The sequence below is a fragment of the Thioclava sp. genome (assembly GCF_048263065.1).
GTDB lineage: Bacteria > Pseudomonadota > Alphaproteobacteria > Rhodobacterales > Rhodobacteraceae > Thioclava.
In genome coordinates this window covers 151542-171696 of the sequence record NZ_JBLXEM010000004.1, presented here as the reverse complement: position 1 = coordinate 171696, position 20155 = coordinate 151542, and the positions used below count along the sequence as shown (strand labels likewise).

Below are 20155 nucleotides of genomic sequence, written 5' to 3'. Positions count from 1 at the left end.
CCTGGTGTATTTCGAGAAATTGCAAGGCTTAGCCAAGCAGATCGTGGCAAAGCTCAAGCGCAGAGATCAACGCATCGACCTCGTCGCGGGTGTTATACATCCCGAACGAGGCGCGCGCGGTCGCCGAAACGCCAAGCCAGTCCATCAACGGTCCTGCGCAATGTTGACCGGCGCGCACTGCCACGCCGCGCTTATCAAGAATCGTTGAAATATCATGGGGATGGGCGGGACCGCTCAGCGTGAAAGAAAAAATCGCGCCTTTGTCGGGTGCGGTGCCTTGCTGGCTCAGCCAGTTCAAACCCGCCAGCTTGGTTTGCGCGTAATCGCGCAACTCGCGCTCATGCGCGGCAATGTTGCCCATCCCGACGTCCATCAAGTATTCAAGCGCCACGCCCATGCCGATTTGCTGCACGATGCCGGGGGTTCCGGCCTCAAACTTCATCGGCGGCGTGTTGTAGGTGACGCTGTCGCGCGTGACTGTGTCGATCATATCGCCGCCGCCTAAAAACGGGCGCATCTGAGTCATGCGATCAGAGCGGATATGGATCGCGCCAGACCCCGACGGACCATAAAGCTTATGCCCAGTGATGACATAGAAATCCGCACCAATTGCATCGACATCCACCGGCCCGTGCACCGCCGCTTGCGAGCCATCAACGAGGGTTACAATGCCCTTTTCGCGCGCGCCCTTAACAATGGTCTCCACATCAACTTTGGTACCTAACACATTGGACATATGAGATATTGCGATCAGCTTTGTGCGATCCGTGATGGCGTCGAGGACTTTCTCAGCAGGCAGCGAGCCATCCGCGTCCGGCTCGACCCATTTCAGCACCACGCCTTGGCGTTCGCGCAGGAAATGCCACGGCACGATATTGGCGTGATGCTCCATTACCGAGAGCAGGATTTCATCGCCGGGCTGCAAATTGGGCGCGGCCCAAGCGTAAGAGACCAGATTGATCCCCTCGGTCGCGCCAGTGGTGAAAACGATTTCGTCCTCATCCTTCACGCCAAGGAACCGCGCAACGATGGCGCGGGTATTTTCGTATTTCTCAGTCGAGATATTGGAGAGCGTATGCAGCCCCCGATGCACATTCGCATAGTCGTTGAGATAGAGATCACTCATCGCGTCTATCACCACGCGCGGCTTCTGCGCGGACGCCCCGTTATCAAGATAAACCAAAGGCTTGCCATTGATTTCGCGGCTCAGGATCGGGAAATCGGCGCGGATTTTTGCGATATCATACATCAGTTTTCCTCACACCGTTGCGGGCACTTGCAAAAGGCCTGTCGAGACCAGCACCAACCCCGCGACCAGCGCCGATCCTATGAAGGTCAGCAGAACCCCCACCGCCACGGCGAACGGGTTGGTGAATCCATGCAGCGCCATGGTGAACTGCACCATCAGCCAGAACATCAGCCCGACCAACAGGATCGACATGATCGTGGCCGAGATTGGAAAGAACACCATCAGCACTACCTGAATTGTCTGCCCGACCATCAGGACGAACTCGATCCAGGTGATTAGCAACAGCGCATCCGCAAAGCTGCCCTGCCCGCCAAAGCGTTGCCCGACAAAGCTAAGCACGACCGCGCCATAAAGGATCAACGCGATTTGCAGGCCGACCACGGCGACCGGGGCGGTTAACTCGCCCAGATCCAGCTTGGTAATCACGACGAACACCATCTGCGCCAAGGTGCCCAAGATCGCCGTCATTACAACGACCAGAACCATCGCAAGAAGGCGGGTCTGCATATCAAGGCGCAGCGCCATCAACTCGCGCGCGACCACTTGTGGCTCAGAGAAACTGCGGATCAACCAATCCTTGAGATCGGGCATTATGAGCCCTCCGTTTCGAACTCGGCCACGCGCAGCCCCGCCATCCAGAACACCACAAAGACGATAAAGACAAGCCCCGAAACCAGCGCCAGTTGCGGCCCCGCCCCGATAAACCCCGCGACCAGCCCTTGCAGCAACATCAGCGGAGACACCGCCAGCAGCGCCCAAAACAACGCCACGCGCGCGCCATACCAACTCCCCTGCCCGCCCACCAGTTTCGCGCCGAGATGACCAAGCGCCGCCAAGGCGTAAAACACCGGAATCATCGCCAAAAGCGCCAGAAGCGTGCCCATCATCAGCCCGACCATTGGCTGGTCTGGCATTTGATAGGCCAGACGCGACAAGCGCGGCCATTGGCCGATGAAAATCACCGTCAGCGCCAGCAGCAAGAACACCAGCGCGCGCGGCTCAGAGCGTGCGCGCGCCAGATGTTCGCGCATCACCACGCGCGGGCGGCGATAGCTGCGCCAGATGTCATCGGTCGCAGCCATATTAGCTGCGATGCCGCGCGAGCCAGCCTTCCAGCCGGGTCACGATCTCATCGCGGAACCGCTCTTGCTCGATCTCCTCGATCGCATCGGCAAGGAAAGACAGCACCAGAAGCGCCGTCGCCTCCTCGGTTGGGATGCCACGCGAGCGCAAGTAGAACAGCGCCGTTTCGTCAATCGCGCCGGTGGTCGAGCCATGCGAGCATTGCACGTCATCGGCGTAGATTTCCAGTTCGGGCTTGGCGAGGAACTGGCTGTCTTCATCCAGCAGCAAGGCCTGACTGATCTGGTAACCATCGGTTTTCTGCGCGCCGGGTTTCACCAGAATTTTGCCCTGAAAAATGCCCTGCGCGCCGTTTTTCAGCACCTTCTTGAACACCTGACGGCTTTCACCGCGCTCGGCCCCGTGGGTGATGAAGATCGTGTCGTCATGGTGGAAGGGGTCAGATCTACCATCGCCCAACGCCGCGCCCGCGACATGCGCATTGGCATCATCGCCCACGATATCCAGCACACATTCGTTGCGCGTCAGCACGCCATTCGAGCTGAGCGTGAAGCTTTTGAACAGCGCGCCCTCGTTAATGCGAGCAAAAATACCCGTCAGCATGCGGCGTTCATGATCGCGCCCCTGCACGCGGATATGGTGGAAACGCGCGGATTTGGCGACATCGACTTCCATCACCAAATTGGCGCGCGCACCTGCGGGGCCGTTTTCCAAAACAGTGATCTCAGCACCTTCTTCAAGCTTCACAAGATGGTGTAGGATCGCATCGGAACTATCTGATTCATGGGCATAAATCAGATTAACGGGTATCTCGACCTTGCCCGTCACACGGATCAGGATGCCATCTTCGGCTGACGCGGTATTGAGCGCTGCAAAGGGGCGCTCGACCGGGGTTTGACCTGCGGTTTCAAGCGCGCCATAGAGCGAATTGGCCCAAGACAGATCGCGCGCTTCGGCCAGACGCGAAATTTCGATGCCTGACAATGCGAGATCATCCGACGCCTCAGCGTCAAACACACCATCGCGGAACACGATTTTGAGCCGCTCAACATCGCCAAACAGATCGGGTTCGTCATCCACGAACGGCGCAGCGGGCACCGGAACCGGAGCGATCAGATCGGTCGGGTTGGTCCAGCGCCAATATTCGTCGCGCCGACCCGGCAGGCCCATCGCGACCAAACGGTCAAGTGCTGCACGGCGCGCAGTGCCCATCCCATCGGGCAAGGTGACGCGGGCAAGGCGCGCCTCGGCGGGGGTCATTTTTTCGACAGCTGACATTACGCCATCTCCTGCGCGATACCGTGCTTGGCCAGCAGATCGGCATAGCCGTTTTTCTCGACCTCAAGCGCCAGTTCCGGCCCACCGGTTTCAATGATGCGACCATCGGCCATGATATGCACAAAGTCGGGTTTGATGTGATCGAGCAGGCGCTGATAGTGAGTGATCACAAGGAACGAGCGCGTGCCATCGCGCAGCGCATTCACGCCCTCGGACACCAGACGCATCGCATCCACATCAAGGCCCGAATCCGTCTCGTCCAGAATGCACATCTTCGGCTCAAGGATCGCCATCTGCAGGATTTCGTTGCGCTTTTTCTCACCGCCCGAGAAGCCGACATTCACCGGACGCTTCAGCATCTCGGCGTCGATTTTCAGCGATTTCGCCTTTGCGCGCACCAGTTTCAGGAAATCACCGGCCGAGATTTCATCCTCGCCGCGCGCTTTGCGCTGCGAATTCAGCGCGGTGCGCAGGAAAGTCATGTTGCCCACACCGGGGATTTCAACCGGGTATTGAAACGCCAGAAACAAGCCAGCGGCCGCGCGTTCTTCGGGCTCGGCCTCTAGCAGATCAAGATCGTTCAGATGCGCCTCGCCCTCGGTCACCTCATAGCCATCGCGCCCCGAAAGAACATAGCTCAAAGTCGATTTACCCGACCCGTTCGGCCCCATGATCGCATGGACTTTTCCGTCCTCAAGCGTAAGGTTCACGCCCTTGAGGATTTGCTTGTCTTCTTCTTCAAGTTTGACGTGCAGGTTTTTGATTTCTAGCATCTGGTTATTCCTCTATCGCGCGCCGGGTTATTGCTGGCGCAGGTAGGTTGTTACGATCTGACCGAGCTTGTCGGCCGGAATTGTGGTTGGGTGCAGTTCGAACACTGCCATGCGGCCCACCAGCGCGCTGGGGGCGGCGAAGTCTTCCATTTCGTGATAGGGCTTGCGACCGACGTAATCATCCCACAGCACGGTCACGGGACGGGCGATGCGAAACAGCGTGGTCAAAAAACACGCGGCTCTAAAGCGGCCATCGACCAGAACAACGTCGGGATGACGAAAATCGTCCCGGTCCCAAACCTCAATCGGATAGGACGGCCACCGACGAAAGCTGCCTTCACGCGCAGGAGCGCCCCATTCCTTGGTCGGGCCGATATTGCCGTAATGCAGGTGCACATCGCAAACCGGAGGATTGGCGGCAAACCAATCGCGCATCCCTTGCAGCCAATCTGCATCGCTTTCGACGGAAAACACCGTTTTACCCGGCATCTGCGCGGCCAGCACCGTCGACCCACCCGAGCCATATTCCAAGATCACGTCCGCAGCCTCGTAGACTGTGCGCACAACCTCAGCCTCAGCCGGTGGAAGCGTCAGTGTGGGGCGCATCAACGCCCCCGGCCCTGCGATATGGTGTAAACCCTGTGCCATGCTCACATCTCTGCAATCGTCACGGCGGTGCCCGACGCTGACACCATAAGCATGGATTGACCGACGATCTCATAATCAAGATCGACGCCGACAACGGCATTCGCGCCCAATTTCAAGGCACGCTCTTCAAGCTCGCGCAACGCAGTATCGCGCGCATCTTGCAGTTTGGATTCATACGCCCCCGAGCGCCCACCAACGATATCGGTGACCTTCGCAAACAGGTCGCGCACGATATTGGCGCCCATGATAGCCTCACCCACGACAATACCGTGATAGGTGGTGACCGGGCGGCCCTCGACTGTGGGGGTGGTGGTGACGATCATAGCTGACCTCCGGCGCTGCGACCCACGCGGGCCGCGCGCCCGAGGGTCAGAAGGGAATCGTGGTCTGTCCGATAACAACGGTGCGCGGCGCGTGCGTGGTGCTTTGCTCGCTCACCCAATTGGGCGAAAACACCTGCGCGGCAATCTCGGGTTGCCAGAACGCAAGATTGTGTAGCGTCGCCATCGCCAGAAAAATTCCGACGATTTGAAAGGCAATCAGTTTGGTGGACGTCAGGCGCAGGAAAAAGCCCACGATCATTGTGATCAGCAAAGCGCTGCCAGATAGCGCGAGGTTTGGATATTCCTTGATCAAATCGGCAAGTTGAGGTGTCATAAAGTGTTCGCGCAACGCCAACGCCGCGACAACCCCGAACGTCCCCAGAACCGTTGCTCCAAGAAACGCGAAGGGCCGAAAGCCGGTGCTTTTCTGCTTTTGCGGGACGACGCGGCGCAACTCGGCGATCGAGCGCACCTTCAATTCGGCGTCGCCGACATGCAGCACAACGCCGCCCTTGAGACGCTTTTGCGACGATTCGATGCGCGAGAGGCGCTCGGTGAAATTGGTGCTGGCTAAGGACATCTACAACCCCAGATCTGTCATTCAACAGATACGAAACTGCCCCCCGATTGCGCCCGAATTGGGGCACATCGGTGACAACCTCAGGGAGAAATGAGGACTGTCTCACCCGACGCTCCCCTCCAACGAGATCGCGACCAGCGCTTGCGCTTCCATCGCGAATTCCATCGGCAGCGCTTGCAGCACTTCACGGCAGAACCCGTTCACGACAAGCGCCACGGCCTCTTCCTCGTCCATGCCCCGCGCGCGGCAATAGAACAGTTGGTCATCATCGACTTTTGAGGTGGTCGCCTCGTGCTCGACCCGGCTCGAGTTATTCTTCACCTCGATATAGGGCACGGTATGCGCGCCACATTGATCGCCGATCAGCAAACTGTCGCATTGCGTGTAATTGCGCGATTCCTTGGCCTTGGGATGCATCGAGACCAACCCGCGATAGGTATTTTGCGCATGCCCCGCCGAAATCCCCTTAGAGACAATGCGCGAGCGCGTGTCACGACCCAGATGGATCATCTTGGTGCCTGTGTCAGCCTGCTGGTAGTTATTGGCGATCGCGATCGAGTAGAACTCGCCCTGGGATTCGTTGCCGCGCAAAATGCAGGACGGGTATTTCCACGTGATCGCAGATCCGGTTTCCACCTGTGTCCACATCACTTTCGCCCGATCCCCACGGCAATCGGCACGTTTGGTGACGAAGTTATAGATCCCGCCTTTGCCGTTCTCATCGCCCGGATACCAATTTTGCACGGTGGAATATTTCACTTCCGCGTCTTCTTCGACGATGATTTCCACCACGGCGGCGTGCAGTTGGGCAGTGTCACGCTTGGGGGCGGTGCAGCCCTCAAGGTAGCTCACATAGCTGCCCTTATCGGCGATGATCAGCGTGCGTTCAAACTGGCCTGTGTTTTCGGCGTTGATGCGGAAATAGGTCGAAAGTTCCATTGGGCAGCGCACGCCCGGCGGCACATAAACAAACGAGCCATCCGAGAACACGGCCGAATTCAGCGCGGCGAAATAGTTATCCGCCTGCGGCACGACCGAGCCGAGATATTTCTTCACCAGCTCGGGATGATCCTGAATCGCCTCGGAGATCGAGCAGAAAATCACCCCCGCTTCGGCCAGCTTGGCCTTGAAGGTCGTGCCCACAGAAACGCTATCAAACACCGCATCCACGGCAACCTGACGCTCGTTGGGGTCGTAATCCTCTGCGCCCTCAACGCCGGCCAGAACCATCTGCTCTTTCAGCGGAATGCCCAGCTTTTCGTAGGTCGCCAGCAGCTTAGGGTCGACCTCATCCAAAGATTTCGGCTTCACCTCCATGCTTTTGGGGCGCGCGTAGTAATAGATATCTTGAAAGTCGATGCCCGGAACGTTCAGCAGCGCCCAATCGGGCATTTTCATATCCTGCCAGCGCGCAAAGCCCTGAAGCCGCCACTCGGTCATCCACTCGGGTTCTTCATTCTTGCCAGAAATCAGGCGCACGATATCGGTGTTCACGCCCTTGGGCGCATACTCCATCTCGATTTCGGTGTTCCAGCCGTATTTATACGCGCCCATGTTTTGAACGGCTTCCACCGTCTCACGGTCCACGCCCTCGCGAACTTCCACTTGATCAACCTCTGCCATGCTCGGCTCTCCTGTTCGCTCAGCCGCGCCGCGCGCGGTGTTTCCCTTCGCATTTCAGCCAATACTCGGCGAAACGCATCACATCTTCTTCGCGCGTGTCCGGCCCCAATGAGACCCGAAGCGCACAGGCCCCCGCCTCGGCGTCAAAGCCCATCGCCTGCAACGCGTGACTGGCGCGCACCTTGCCACTGGAGCAAGCCGAACCCGCCGAAACCGCAAACCCGCCCAGATCCATCTGCATCACCTGCGTCTCACCCTTCCAGCCGGGCGTGATAAAGCAAGAGGTGTTCGAGAGCCTACGCGATTCATTCCCGACAAAAATAGTATCTTTTGTCCGATCCGCAATGGTGTTTTCTAGAACGCTTCTAAGTTTTTCAACGTTTTCCCAAATTCCAGCCTCAAGATCGCGCGAGGCAGCCTGCGCAGCCGCGCCAAATCCGGCAATGCCGATCAGGTTTTCGGTGCCCGCGCGCCGCCCCATTTCCTGCCCGCCACCTTTCAGCTGCGCGGCGATGTCAGTGCCGCGTTTCACGATCAGCGCCCCTATTCCCTTCGGGCCGCCCAGCTTGTGGGCCGACACGATCCCCGCACGCAGCCCAAGCCAGTTGAACGCGAAAGGGATCTTGCCAAAGCCTTGCGTCAGATCGCTGACCGCCAGCCCCTCGGGCAGATCCTGAATGACGCCAGTCTCGGAATTGGCGAGCTGAACGCAAGCGCACCCCGGATCGGGAATGGCAATGCGCCCGGTACAGTCCACCCCGATGTCCTCGACACACCAACTGCGCACCGCGTCATGTTCGACGCCCGCGCAATGATAACCCTGCCCCGCCAATACCAGCGCCGCCGCCTCGGTCGCGCCCGAGGTAAAGATCACATCCTGCCCCTCAGCACCCAATGCCGCAGCAACCTGAGCGCGCGCGCGCTCTAGCAACGCCTTGGCGGCGCGCCCGGCAGCATGCACTGAGGATGGGTTACCCACCACATCCATCGCCGCAATCATCGCCGCGCGCGCCTCGGGGCGCAGCGGCGTGGTCGCGTTCCAGTCAAGATAGGTTGCAGATGTCATAGCGCCTCGCGAGTTGAGCGATCAGATGCCTCCGGCGGGAGTATTTTCAGCTAGATGAAAGGGCGCGCCGCCTTGGGTTTCATCTAGCTAAAAATACTCATCTTCGCCCAGCCAGATAAGCCTTGGGGGTTATTCGTCCACGACCTGAAACAGATGCGTGACCGCCGGACAGGGTTTGAGCCCGTTTTTGACAACATCTTCCAACGAGGTCTGGTGCAAGAACACAAAGACCTGCGCGCTCAGGCTTTCCCAAAGGCGGTTGGTCAGCGATTGCGCGCGCGAGCCTGAAATCCCGCCAGAGGCGCCCGCGCCAACATGCATGGCTGATACGGTTTCATCCACCGCCTCGAAAATCTCGGAGATGCGAATGTCGGCGGGCTCGCGCGCAAGGCGGTAACCGCCACCCGGGCCGCGCACCGATGTCACCAATCCCGCGCGACGCAGGCGCACGAATAGCTGTTCAAGATAGGGCAGCGAGATATCCTGACGCTCCGATAACGCGGCCAGCGAGGTGCGTTGCCCCTCTCCTGCCAGCGCAAGATCGACCAGTGCGACCATCGCGTAGCGCCCTTTTGTCGATAGTTTCATGCCGCTCTCCTGCTTATCGGCCCCAAACCGGGGCGAAATCGCCCCTGCGTGCGCTCAATCTTTGCTAAAGCATTGACGCAAGCGCGAGGGCCGATTACCTCCACCCTTACCCGATCCTCCAGCATAATGCCGGGGGTGGCTTCCTCCTAGGGCAGCCGCGCGTGTGCGTCAAGAAAAGCACCACCTGCGCCGCACGCCCAAAAGGCAGCGAATGAACGAAAACGAGAGACAATGCCCGAAGTCATTTTCCCCGGTCCCGAAGGTCGCCTTGAGGGGCGCTATCACCCGCAGCCCGCACCCGATGCGCCCATTGCCATCGTGCTGCATCCCGACCCGCAGTTCGGCGGCACGATGAACAATCGCGTCGTCTACAATCTGCATTACGCGTTTTACAAAATGGGCTTCACCGTGTTGCGGTTCAATTTCCGCGGCGTGGGGCGCAGTCAGGGCGAGTATGATCAGGGCATTGGCGAGTTGTCCGATGCCGCCTCGGCGCTGGATTATCTGCAAACGATGAACCCCAATTCGAAACATTGCTGGGTGGCTGGCCACAGCTTTGGCGCGTGGATCGGCATGCAATTGCTGATGCGTCGCCCTGAAATCACCGGATTTATCTCGGTCGCACCTCCGGGGCCTTCCTCGCCCGGTCCGGGCAATTACGACTATTCCTTCCTTGCGCCCTGCCCGTCTTCGGGTCTGATCATCAACGGTTCGAACGACCGTATCGCGCAGCCCAAGGAAACCGAACAGCTTGTGGCCAAACTACACGAGCAAAAGGGCATCACGATCACTCATACGGTCATGGAAGGTGCGGATCACTTCTTCAAGAATGAAGAAGAACATATGAAGCCGATGATCGAAACGGTGCAGGCCTATGTGCGTCGTCGCCTGACGGAAGGCACGCGTTAATGGGGCTGATTGACGACCTTGCCGAAAAGCTTGCCCATGACGTGATTGAAGCGCAGAAAGAGCTGGATGAAGATCGGTTCTATATCGACATCGGCAACTATATCGGCACGTCCAGCCCGTCCCTGCAAGAAGCGTTCATGACCGCCTGTCGTCTGCGGCTGGCAGAATTGCGCGGGCGGACCTATTTTGAGAAACGTCTGGGCGAACGGCGCAAAGCCAAGGCCGCAGAGCCAACCGATGGTGCGCCCAAGTGAGTCCAGCAAGCGCGCGGTGGGTCTATGCCGCGGCGCTTGCGCTGGCTCTTTCGCTGCTTGTGGCGACCGGATTTCACAGCACGCATCTGATTTGTGACGCCAAGTTAGCGGGCGGTGGAAAAGGTACGCTTTTGCTTGCGGGCGTGGGTGATTTACTGCGCCATCCGCTGCATTTGCTAAGTGTCGGCGGTCCCCTTTGGGTTGGCTGGACGCTGCTGTTGGTGGCTGCAGCCAATCGCGCGATATCGCCCGTCCTGGGGATGGGGGTTGTCGTGGTTTCGATCCTTGGCACAGTATCTTTTTATGCATTCATTGCCCCGCGCATTACCTGTGACAGCCGTAGCGATGACGCGATGACCTTGCGGATCGCGGTGTTTCTTGTCTTTCTGGCGGTACTTTTGGCAATCCCAAGGCTGTGGAGACAAAAATGAGCGCGCGACTGGCAGAGCAGATGGCCTTTCTGGCCGAGGTGGAAAAGCTGAAATCCGTCACCCGCGCGACCCCCATTCACGACGCCTCGCGCCCGGAAAACTCGGCAGAGCATAGCTGGACCTTGGCGCTTTATGCGTTGATTTTGGCAGATCAGGCCCCTGCCGGAGTTGATCTGAACCGCGCGATCAAGATGCTGCTGATCCATGATCTGGTCGAGATTGACGTGGGCGATGTGCCGATCCATCTGCAAGGGGGTGCGGCGCATGGATCCGCCGAAATCCAAGCGGCTGAAGCGCAAGCTGCAAAACGTATTTTCGGACTACTTCCCAATGATTTGGGAGACGAACTTCATACACTTTGGACCGAATTCGAAGCCAATGAAACTCCCGATTCTATCTATGCCAAATCGCTTGATCGCACGCAGCCGGTAATGCTGAACCTGCAGGCGGGGGGCGGGTCTTGGATTGAATATGATGTCAGTTTTGAGCAGCTTGAAACCCGGATCGGCACCAAGATTGCTAATGGCCTTCCCAGCGTGTGGGACTGGGTGCGCGCGCGCGTCGCCCCTTGGTTCGAGATGCGGCGCTGAGCAATCTTTCGTATACCATCGCATACCGACTAGCCAAGCCCGCGCGAATAGGCTATGACGCGCTCAATTCTTAAGTCACCCAAAACCAAGAGGGCAATATGACCAAGATCAAGGTAGCGAACCCCGTCGTCGAACTCGACGGCGATGAGATGACCCGCATTATCTGGGACTTCATCAAGAAAAAACTGATCCTGCCCTATCTCGATATTGACCTGAAATACTACGATCTTAGCATCGAGTCCCGCGACGCGACCGACGACCAGATCACAGTGGACTCCGCCGAAGCGATCAAAAAATACGGCGTTGGCGTGAAATGCGCCACCATCACCCCCGATGAGGCCCGCGTCGAGGAATTCGGCCTCAAGCGCATGTATCGCAGCCCCAACGGCACGATCCGCAACATCTTGGGCGGTGTGATTTTCCGCGAGCCGATCATCTGCAAAAACGTTCCGCGTCTGGTGCCGGGCTGGACCCAGCCGATCGTTGTGGGCCGCCACGCCTTTGGCGATCAGTATCGCGCGACCGACTTCCTGTTCCCCGGCAAGGGCAAGCTGACGATCAAATTCGTCGGTGACGACGGCACCGTGATTGAGAAAGACGTCTATGACGCGCCCTCCGCCGGTGTGACGATGGCGATGTATAACCTCGACGAATCGATCATCGACTTTGCGCGCGCTTCGATGAACTACGGTCTCGTCAAAGGCTGGCCGGTTTACCTGTCCACGAAAAATACCATCCTCAAAGCCTATGACGGCCGCTTCAAAGACCTGTTCCAAAAGGTCTTCGACGAGGAATTCGCCGATAAGTTCAAAGCCGCTGGCATCACCTATGAGCACCGCCTGATCGACGACATGGTCGCCTCTGCGATGAAATGGTCGGGTGGCTATGTTTGGGCGTGCAAAAACTACGATGGCGACGTGCAGTCTGACACCGTGGCGCAGGGCTTTGGCTCGCTCGGTCTGATGACCTCGGTGCTGATGACGCCCGATGGCAAAACCGTTGAGGCCGAGGCCGCACACGGCACCGTCACGCGTCACTACCGCCAGCACCAGGCGGGCAAGGAAACCTCGACCAACTCGATCGCGTCGATCTTTGCCTGGACCGGTGGTCTGAAGCACCGCGCGAAACTTGACGATAATGCAGAGCTGCTCAAATTCGCCGAGACGCTGGAGAAAGTCTGCGTGCAGACGGTTGAAGACGGCTACATGACCAAGGATCTCGCGCTGCTGGTTGGCCCCGATCAGAAATGGCTCACCACGATGGGCTATCTCGAAAAGGTTGACGAGTATCTGGGCAAAGCGCTGGTATAAGCCACGTTTTAGTCGTGAATTTTAGGGCCGGACGCAGGATGCGCCCGGCCCTTTTGATTACCGCATGAATCTCCACGGATCAGGTGGCGGTTCGTTTGGCCCCAAGCCGATGTCCTTGCGCAAGTGGTTGCTGAGCGTATCGACATTGACGGGTTTCGGGCTGCGTGTCAGCAACGCCACAATAGCTGTGCGCAGGACTTTGCCCGCACCGAATTTAGCGATTGCGGCGTCAATCGTGAACGGGTCGTTTCGAGTTTCAACTGTTTGTATCATTTGGATACTTCCGGCATACGGACATGCGCCCGCAACCGGCCTTTCATCTAGGGTTCTAAGATGAGTCCTAGCGCGCGATTGCGACCAGTGCGGCCGGAAATCGGGCGGTAATATCAGACTCGGGGTTGCGGGAATGGGGCGTGGCCCCAAATGGTCAGCGCGTGCGTTTAGCCTTGGCGTCGTGCAAAGCGGCGGTCGGCGAACCAGTTTCCGAAACACGCGACGGGGGCGAGATAATGGGACATGATCTACCCTCCTCTGATTGGGGCGTTTCGGAATGCCAGAATAACGCCCGATGCCGTGATTCTATGCAACTCGCACGAGCATGTTCGCGCAAATCGCTGTCAGATCGTGGCGCAACTGCACCACCGCTTGCACAGGCGCGCGCCAAGTGGCAAAGCAATCCGCATGAGTGATATCCCCGCCCCCGGCCCCGCCCGCCACACCCTGCTAGAAGACACCCAAGGCCTGCTCAGCGGCACGGTTCTTGTGTCGCTGTCGGTGGTCTTTCTACATGGCGCGGGGTTATTTACGGGGCAGATCGCGGGGCTGTCGCTGGTGATTAGCTACCTGTCCGGATACAGCTTTGGTGCGGTATTTTTCCTGCTCAACCTGCCGTTTTACTGGCTGGCGTTCCGTCGGATGGGGCTACGTTTCACGCTCAAGACGATGATCTCGGTGGCGCTGCTATCCGCGATGACCGAAGTGTGGCCGCATCTCATTAGCTTTGCCAATCTACATCCTGGCGCGGCGGCGGTTTTGGCAGGGGCAACTGCGGGCGCGGGGCTGCTGGCCCTGTTTCGCCACGGCGCAAGCTTGGGCGGCGTGGGGATTGTCGCGCTGTATCTTCAGGACAAGACCGGCTTCAAGGCGGGCAAGACGCAGATCCTGTTTGATTGCTGCGTGTTCCTGTTCGCAGTGTTCGTCTTGCCGCTGGACAAGGTGCTGTGGTCGCTGCTCGGCGCGATGGTCCTGAATGTAATCATCATGATCAACCACCGCCGCGACCGTTATATCGCGATCTGAACCGCCTCCAGCTATTCGCCCCTATCATATCGGCTCTGCGCGAAAGCTACGTTGGTTTTCCAGCGGGATGCGTCATAATTAGGTCATGGATATTGACCTGAATGTGCAAGAGCATCCCCGCTACTCCCCTGTCGAAGACCTGCAAGGGTTGTTCGTGGCCTCGGCGCAAGCCGCACTTGGTATCCATCTGCTGCGGGCGGCGGGGCTGGTGACCGGGGGCACGGCGGGCACGGCACTGATCCTGTCTTATGTCAGCGGCCTCAGCTTTGGCGTGGTGTTTTTTGCGATCAACATCCCGTTTTACGCCTTTGCCTATTACGCGCGCGGCCTGCCCTTCGCGCTGAAAAGTCTTGCAACCGTTAGTCTTGTGTCGGTGATGGCCGAGGCGCTCAAGCCGCTTTTGCATGTCGATCACATCCATCCCGGCATCGCAGCACTGTTGTTTGGCGTCTCAGCCGGGGTTGGTTTGTTGGGCCTGTTTCGCCACCAAGGCAGCCTAGGTGGCGTGTCGATTGTGGCGGTGATCTTGCAAGACAAGTTCGGATTTCGCGCGGGCTGGACGCAGGCAATCCACGATCTGGTGCTGTTCGTGATCGCCAGCTTCATTCTGGCCCCCGAGCAGGTGCTTTGGTCATTGCTGGGCGCTTTGGTGCTGAATTTTGTGATCGCGATGAACCACCGGCGCGATTGGTATGTCGCGAACTGATCACCGGGGCTAGCCAAGCCAAAGCTTTTCGCTTATGGGCGGGGCAACTCAGAAAACAGGCGGTTTCTCATGGACCTTCGCAATATTGCGATCATTGCACACGTTGACCACGGCAAGACGACGCTGGTTGACCAACTTCTGCGCCAATCCGGCGCGTTTCGGGAAAATCAGGCTGTCGCGGAACGCGCGATGGACAGCAACGATATCGAACGCGAACGCGGCATCACCATTCTCGCCAAGGCGACTTCGGTGGAATGGAAAGGCACGCGCATCAATATCGTCGACACCCCCGGTCACGCCGATTTCGGCGGCGAGGTCGAGCGCATCCTAAGCATGGTGGACGGCGTGTGTCTGCTGGTGGACGCGGCCGAAGGCCCGATGCCGCAGACGAAATTCGTGACCTCCAAGGCGCTGGCGCTGGGTCTGAAACCGATTGTCGTGCTCAACAAGGTGGACAAACCCGCCGCTGAACCCGACCGCGCGCTTGACGAGGTGTTCGATCTGTTTGCCAATCTCGGCGCCAATGACGAACAGCTCGACTTCCCCCATGTCTATGCCTCGGGCATCGGTGGCTGGGCAGATCTGGAACTGGACGGGCCGCGCAAAAATCTTGACGCGCTGTTTGACCTGATCCTGAAACATGTTGAGCCGCCCAAGCAGGAATTCCGCGCAGACGAGCCGTTCCAGATGCTGGCAACGACACTGGGCGCTGACCCGTTCATCGGGCGCATCCTGACGGGGCGCGTTGAGGCGGGTCGTTTGAAAGTGGGCGATACGCTCAAGGCGCTGTCGCGCGACGGCACCAAGATTGAACAGTTCCGTGCCACCAAGATCCTCGCGTTCCGCGGCCTTGGTCAACAGCCCATCGACGAGGCCGTGGCAGGCGATATCGTAACCGTTGCGGGCATGTCCAAAGCCACTGTGGCCGATACGCTTTGCGCGCTTGAAGTCGATGCCGCGATCCCCTCGCAGCCCATCGACCCGCCCACGATCTCGGTTACGTTTGGCATCAATGACAGCCCGCTGGCGGGCAAAGACGGGTCCAAAGTGCAATCGCGCGTAATCCGCGAGCGCCTGATGAAAGAGGCCGAAACCAACGTCGCCATCAAGATCGAGGACACCCCCGGCGGTGAGGCGTTCGTCGTCTCGGGACGTGGCGAATTGCAGATGGGCGTTTTGATCGAAAACATGCGTCGCGAAGGGTTCGAACTGTCGATCTCGCGCCCGCGCGTCATCTTCCGCGAAGAAGACGGCCAGCGCATGGAGCCGATCGAAGAAGTCATCGTCGACGTGGATGACGAATATTCCGGCGTCGTGATCGAAAAACTCACCTCGACCCGCAAGGGCGAGTTGACCGAGATGCGCCCCGCAGGTGTGGGCAAAACCCGCATCGTGGCGCTAGTACCTTCGCGCGGTCTGATCGGTTATCAGGGCGAGTTCATGACCGACACGCGCGGCAATGGTGTCATCAACCGCATTTTCCATAGCTGGGCACCCTACAAGGGCCAGATCGACGGACGCCGTCAGGGCGTGCTGATCTCGATGGAGAACGGCGTCTCGGTGGCCTATGCGCTATGGAACCTTGAAGAGCGCGGCAAGATGTTCATCGGCGCGCAAGAGCAGATCTACACCGGCATGATCATTGGCGAGCATTCGCGCGACAACGATCTTGAGGTGAACCCGCTCAAGGGCAAAAAGCTGACCAACGTGCGCGCGAGCGGCACGGATGAGGCCGTGCGCCTGACGACGCCGGTGCGCATGAGCCTTGAAGAGTCGATCTCGTATATCAACGATGACGAGCTGGTCGAAGTCACGCCCAAGGCAATCCGTCTGCGCAAGCGCCACCTTGACCCGCACGAGCGCAAACGCGCCACGCGCGCAGGGGCCTGAGGCGCAAGCCTTCCCCGTCATTAGACATTAAAAAGGGGCGCTTTCGAGCGCCCCTTTTGCTATCTGGCGATGGTTCGCGCCTTAGAAGTGAATCGCGCGCCCGTAAGCGTCCAGCACCGATTCATGCATCATTTCAGAGAGTGTGGGATGCGGGAAGACGGTGTTCATCAGGTCTTCTTCGGTCGTCTCAAGCTGGCGGCCAATCACATAGCCCTGGATCAACTCGGTCACCTCGGCACCGATCATATGCGCGCCCAGCAACTCGCCCGTCTTCGCGTCAAACACGGTTTTCACCATGCCCTCGGGTTCGCCAAGCGCAATCGCCTTGCCATTGCCGATGAACGGGAAACGGCCAACCTTAACGCTGAACCCCGCCTCTTTCGCCTTTGCTTCGGTCATCCCGACGCTGGCCACTTGCGGCTGACAATAGGTGCAGCCCGCAATCGCGCCCGGCTTGACCGGATGGGCGTGTTTGCCCGCGATCAGCTCGGCCACCATGACGCCTTCATGGCTGGCCTTGTGCGCCAGCCAAGGCGCGCCCGCGATGTCGCCAATCGCGTAAAGCCCGTCCACGCCAGTGCGGCAGAATTCATCGGTCACGACATGGGTGCGGTCGACTTTCACGCCCGCCTCTTCGAGCCCCAGATCCTCGACATTGCCGACGATGCCAACGGCGGAGATCACGGTATCGACCTCAAGCGTTTCGGTCTTGCCACCCGCTTCGAGCGTCGCGATCACCTTGTCGGCCTTGCGATCCAGCTTGGTCACGGTGGTCTTTTCGCGGATTTTCATGCCCTGTTTCTCGAACTGCTTCTTGGCGAATTTCGAGATTTCTTCGTCCTCGACGGGCAGCACCCGATCCATCACTTCGACGACCGTCGTATCAGCGCCCAAGGTGTTGAAGAAGCTCGCAAATTCGATGCCAATCGCACCCGATCCGATGACCAGCAATTTTTTCGGCTGATGGGGCGGTTGCAGCGCGTGTTTATAGGACCAAACGCGTTTGCCATCGGCTTCAAGGCCGGGCAGGTTGCGCGCGCGCGCGCCTGTCGCCAGCACGATGTTTTTCGCAGTGAGTTCCTCGGTGCCCTTGTCGGTCTTGACCGAAACCTTGCCTTTGCCCGCCAGCTTGCCGGTGCCCATCACAACGTCGATCTTGTTCTTCTTCATTAGATGCGACACGCCCGAGGACAGCTGCTTGGCCACCCCGCGCGAGCGTTTGACGACCGCGTCCAGATCATAGCCGATCTTATCCGCGCTCAGACCGAAATCCTTGGCGCGCTCCATCAGGTGATACACCTCAGCCGAGCGCAGCAGCGCCTTGGTCGGAATACAGCCCCAGTTCAGGCAGATCCCCCCGATATGCTCGCGCTCAACGATGGCCACTTTCAGACCCAGTTGCGCCCCCCGGATGGCGCTGACATAGCCCCCCGGCCCTGACCCTATGACGATCATATCGTAGCTTTTCGAAGCCATGTCTTCCCTCCGGATAGAAATTAGTTTGACGTTAAACTATTTGACCACAGCGTTCAACTCATCCTGTGCTTGCAACGCCTTTTGATAACCACCTTCGCGCATGTAGGCGGCCTCGTCTTTCGTCGTCTCGCGTTCCAACGCAGCATTGCGCCAAGGAAAGCGGCCAAACCGTTCAATCACCGCGCGGTGCGCACGCGCATGGCGCAGATTGTCGGTGCCGCGCAAGCGGTCGGTAAAACAGGCGATCGCACGGTCTTGATCCGCGAGAACTTCGGAATGCATGAACGGCAGGTAGAAAAACTGCTGCAAGGGCGGCCCGATTTGCAAATCAAACCCTTCCGAGATTGCGCGATCCGCATGTCGTCGCGCCGCAGGATCGGTGGCAAAGCTGCGCGGATCGTCACGAAACATATTGCGCGGGAATTGATCAAGCAAAAGGATCAGCGCTAGCGCGCCGCGCCCAGAGCTATCCCATTCTGCCAGCGCCCCTTGGGCCGCCACCTGCCAAAGCGGCGCATATCGGCGGCGAATTGCGGCGTCGATCTCTTCGCTGGATTGATACCAATTTGCTTGTCCGACCTCGTTGGTCCAAAAACTGAGGATCTCTTCGATACGGTCCATGTCGCGGCCCTCCCCTGCCATTGCTATTTACAATGGTAGAGCAAGGCAACGTTTGGGCAAAGGGGCGTTATGCGGCGGCGTCTTTGCCCTCTTGGGGAGCCGCCCCGGCGGCATCCTCTGCGACATCCTCTGCAGCGGCTTCAGCCTCTTCCTGCGCGACCTCGAGCGCCGCCTCAACAGCGACAGCAGTAGCCGTCGGCGAAATCACCGTATGCGCCCCGGTGTCCGAAACTGCGATCGAATCGCGTCGGGTCATCCGCCAGCCTGCATAGCCCGCAATCGCAAAGAAGAGCACGCCGATATAGAGGAAAAACCCGCCCGGCCCGACAATCCCCATTAACCAACCCGTCAAAATAGGCCCGCTGACCGCCCCCAGCCCGTTGATGAACATCAGTCCCGCCGAAGCTGACGCCATATCAGAGAAATGAAGATAGTCGTTGGTGTAAGCAATCAGCAGCGAATACAGCGGGTTCGCAACGCCGCCGATTAGCGCCGCCGCGAACAACAGCACCCAGAACGGCGGGTTGAACAGGAAAATAGCCCCCGTCACAACGCCGCCGATCAGCGCTGAGCCTGCAATCAAAACGCGGCGATCCATGCGGTCAGACGCCCAGCCGATGGGGTATTGCAGCACCATGCCGCCGACATAGATCGCGGCCACAAATTCCGAGATCTGACGCACGCTTAGCCCCGCCGCGGTGCCCCAGACAGAGGCCATCCCGAACATCGCCGAAAACACCCCCCCCAGCAGGAATATACCGATTATCCCCAACGGCGAGGTCTCCCAAAGCCGCTTGAAGGTCATGCGCTGGATTGTCTCGAAGCTGGGCGCGGGCGATGCCGACAGCAGGATCGGCGTAAACGAGATCGACACCAAAACCGAGGGAATGACGAACAGCAAATACCCCGCCGGATCACCGACGTTTAGCAAGCCTTGCGCGACGACAATCCCAAGCATCTGCATGATCATATAGAGCGACAACGCCTGACCGCGCGTCTCGTTGGTAGCGCCTGCGTTCAGCCAGCTTTCCGCGGTGATATAAACGCCCGAAAACGAGAACCCGATCAGCACCCGCATCAAGACCCAAGCCGGCCATGACGGAATAGCGGCGTAAAGCACCAGCACAGCTGAAATCAGCGACGCAAGGGCGGCAAACACCCGCACATGCCCAACGCGACCAATTAGCCCCGGCACCATGCGCGAGCCAAACAGAAAACCTGCGAAATAAGCCGACATAACCAGCGACATGTAAAACGTGTCGATACCCTCGATGCGGCCGCGAATACCCAGCAGGGTGCCCTGCATCCCGTTGCCCACCATCAACAGCAAAATCCCCAAAAGAAGGGGCCAAGTCCGGCGCAGCACTGTCAGCATGACGATCCCTCGGGGTTAGGCGTGAACGAGACGCTCCTCCAACTGCGGCATCTAGGACCGCATCGCGCAAGTAACAAGCCCGA

23 protein-coding genes are annotated in these 20155 nt (G+C 58.9%); 8 read left to right on the top strand and 15 right to left on the bottom strand.

Features of this window, described 5'->3' with window-relative positions:
* Positions 1-28: 28 nt before the first annotated feature.
* From ACN0SD_RS07940 to ACN0SD_RS07890, 11 genes are all read right to left on the bottom strand, one after another.
* The gene (locus ACN0SD_RS07940) at positions 29-1249 is read right to left on the bottom strand and encodes a cysteine desulfurase (protein ID WP_417807693.1); all 1221 of its coding nucleotides are present in this window, start codon (positions 1247-1249) and stop codon (positions 29-31) included.
* A gap of 9 nt (positions 1250-1258) precedes the next feature.
* Complete coding sequence (locus ACN0SD_RS07935) at positions 1259-1840, bottom strand: YIP1 family protein (RefSeq protein ID WP_417807692.1); 582 nt, start codon at positions 1838-1840, stop codon at positions 1259-1261.
* Entirely contained in the window at positions 1840-2331 is a 492-nt protein-coding gene (locus ACN0SD_RS07930; protein ID WP_417807691.1) for a Yip1 family protein, read from the bottom strand. The genes ACN0SD_RS07935 and ACN0SD_RS07930 overlap by 1 nt, the downstream gene beginning before the upstream one ends.
* Position 2332: 1 nt before the next feature.
* A complete protein-coding gene (locus ACN0SD_RS07925; RefSeq protein ID WP_417807690.1) occupies positions 2333-3610 on the bottom strand; it encodes a SufB/SufD family protein in 1278 nt (425 codons plus the stop codon).
* Positions 3610-4383, bottom strand: a complete 774-nt coding sequence (sufC, locus tag ACN0SD_RS07920; protein WP_417807689.1) for a Fe-S cluster assembly ATPase SufC — start codon at positions 4381-4383, stop codon at positions 3610-3612. The genes ACN0SD_RS07925 and sufC overlap by 1 nt, the downstream gene beginning before the upstream one ends.
* Before the next feature lie 27 nt (positions 4384-4410).
* Entirely contained in the window at positions 4411-5031 is a 621-nt protein-coding gene (locus ACN0SD_RS07915; protein ID WP_417807688.1) for a hypothetical protein, read from the bottom strand.
* A gap of 2 nt (positions 5032-5033) precedes the next feature.
* Entirely contained in the window at positions 5034-5354 is a 321-nt protein-coding gene (locus ACN0SD_RS07910) for a heavy metal-binding domain-containing protein (RefSeq protein ID WP_417807687.1), read from the bottom strand.
* A gap of 46 nt (positions 5355-5400) precedes the next feature.
* Complete coding sequence (locus ACN0SD_RS07905; RefSeq protein WP_417807686.1) at positions 5401-5934, bottom strand: hypothetical protein; 534 nt, start codon at positions 5932-5934, stop codon at positions 5401-5403.
* 102 nt (positions 5935-6036) lie between these two features.
* Positions 6037-7557 carry a Fe-S cluster assembly protein SufB gene (gene sufB, locus ACN0SD_RS07900; protein WP_417807685.1) on the bottom strand — a complete coding sequence of 507 codons (1521 nt, stop codon included), beginning with the start codon at positions 7555-7557 and terminating at the stop codon, positions 6037-6039.
* A 19-nt stretch (positions 7558-7576) separates the two neighbouring features.
* The gene (locus ACN0SD_RS07895; RefSeq protein WP_417807684.1) at positions 7577-8623 is read right to left on the bottom strand and encodes a cysteine desulfurase family protein; all 1047 of its coding nucleotides are present in this window, start codon (positions 8621-8623) and stop codon (positions 7577-7579) included.
* A 129-nt stretch (positions 8624-8752) separates the two neighbouring features.
* Positions 8753-9211 (bottom strand): Rrf2 family transcriptional regulator, encoded by a 459-nt coding sequence (locus ACN0SD_RS07890; RefSeq protein WP_417807683.1) that lies wholly within the window; start codon positions 9209-9211, stop codon positions 8753-8755.
* Positions 9212-9442: 231 nt separating this feature from the next.
* On the opposite strand from ACN0SD_RS07890, the gene ACN0SD_RS07885 reads away from it, so the two are divergent.
* The 5 genes from ACN0SD_RS07885 to ACN0SD_RS07865 all read left to right on the top strand — a co-directional run bounded on the left by ACN0SD_RS07885 (position 9443) and on the right by ACN0SD_RS07865 (position 12705).
* Positions 9443-10120, top strand: coding sequence for an alpha/beta hydrolase (locus ACN0SD_RS07885; RefSeq protein ID WP_417807682.1), 678 nt, complete (start codon positions 9443-9445; stop codon positions 10118-10120).
* The gene (locus ACN0SD_RS07880) at positions 10120-10374 is read left to right on the top strand and encodes a hypothetical protein (protein ID WP_417807681.1); all 255 of its coding nucleotides are present in this window, start codon (positions 10120-10122) and stop codon (positions 10372-10374) included. Before ACN0SD_RS07885 ends, ACN0SD_RS07880 begins: the two co-directional genes overlap by 1 nt.
* Entirely contained in the window at positions 10371-10805 is a 435-nt protein-coding gene (locus ACN0SD_RS07875; RefSeq protein WP_417807680.1) for a hypothetical protein, read from the top strand. Before ACN0SD_RS07880 ends, ACN0SD_RS07875 begins: the two co-directional genes overlap by 4 nt.
* The gene (locus ACN0SD_RS07870; RefSeq protein ID WP_417807679.1) at positions 10802-11395 is read left to right on the top strand and encodes an HD domain-containing protein; all 594 of its coding nucleotides are present in this window, start codon (positions 10802-10804) and stop codon (positions 11393-11395) included. The genes ACN0SD_RS07875 and ACN0SD_RS07870 overlap by 4 nt, the downstream gene beginning before the upstream one ends.
* Positions 11396-11493: 98 nt before the next feature.
* Complete coding sequence (locus tag ACN0SD_RS07865) at positions 11494-12705, top strand: NADP-dependent isocitrate dehydrogenase (protein ID WP_417807678.1); 1212 nt, start codon at positions 11494-11496, stop codon at positions 12703-12705.
* A 57-nt stretch (positions 12706-12762) separates the two neighbouring features.
* Here ACN0SD_RS07865 and ACN0SD_RS07860 read toward each other — a convergent pair whose 3' ends face one another.
* Positions 12763-12978 (bottom strand): hypothetical protein, encoded by a 216-nt coding sequence (locus tag ACN0SD_RS07860; RefSeq protein WP_417807677.1) that lies wholly within the window; start codon positions 12976-12978, stop codon positions 12763-12765.
* A 408-nt stretch (positions 12979-13386) separates the two neighbouring features.
* Here ACN0SD_RS07860 and ACN0SD_RS07855 point away from each other — a divergent pair, with 408 nt between their 5' ends.
* The 3 genes from ACN0SD_RS07855 to typA all read left to right on the top strand — a co-directional run bounded on the left by ACN0SD_RS07855 (position 13387) and on the right by typA (position 16600).
* On the top strand, positions 13387-14004 hold the full coding sequence (locus ACN0SD_RS07855; protein ID WP_417807676.1) for a YitT family protein: 618 nt from the start codon (positions 13387-13389) through the stop codon (positions 14002-14004).
* 85 nt (positions 14005-14089) lie between these two features.
* Positions 14090-14710 (top strand): YitT family protein, encoded by a 621-nt coding sequence (locus ACN0SD_RS07850; protein WP_417807675.1) that lies wholly within the window; start codon positions 14090-14092, stop codon positions 14708-14710.
* Between the two features lie 69 nt (positions 14711-14779).
* Positions 14780-16600 (top strand): translational GTPase TypA, encoded by a 1821-nt coding sequence (gene typA / locus ACN0SD_RS07845; RefSeq protein ID WP_417807674.1) that lies wholly within the window; start codon positions 14780-14782, stop codon positions 16598-16600.
* Between the two features lie 81 nt (positions 16601-16681).
* Here the strand turns inward: typA and lpdA are convergent, their stop codons facing one another.
* The 3 genes from lpdA to ACN0SD_RS07830 all read right to left on the bottom strand — a co-directional run bounded on the left by lpdA (position 16682) and on the right by ACN0SD_RS07830 (position 20072).
* Complete coding sequence (gene lpdA, locus ACN0SD_RS07840; protein ID WP_417807673.1) at positions 16682-18076, bottom strand: dihydrolipoyl dehydrogenase; 1395 nt, start codon at positions 18074-18076, stop codon at positions 16682-16684.
* Positions 18077-18112: 36 nt separating this feature from the next.
* The gene (locus tag ACN0SD_RS07835; RefSeq protein ID WP_417807672.1) at positions 18113-18697 is read right to left on the bottom strand and encodes a DUF924 family protein; all 585 of its coding nucleotides are present in this window, start codon (positions 18695-18697) and stop codon (positions 18113-18115) included.
* Positions 18698-18764: 67 nt separating this feature from the next.
* Complete coding sequence (locus ACN0SD_RS07830; protein WP_417807671.1) at positions 18765-20072, bottom strand: MFS transporter; 1308 nt, start codon at positions 20070-20072, stop codon at positions 18765-18767.
* Positions 20073-20155 lie beyond the last annotated feature (83 nt).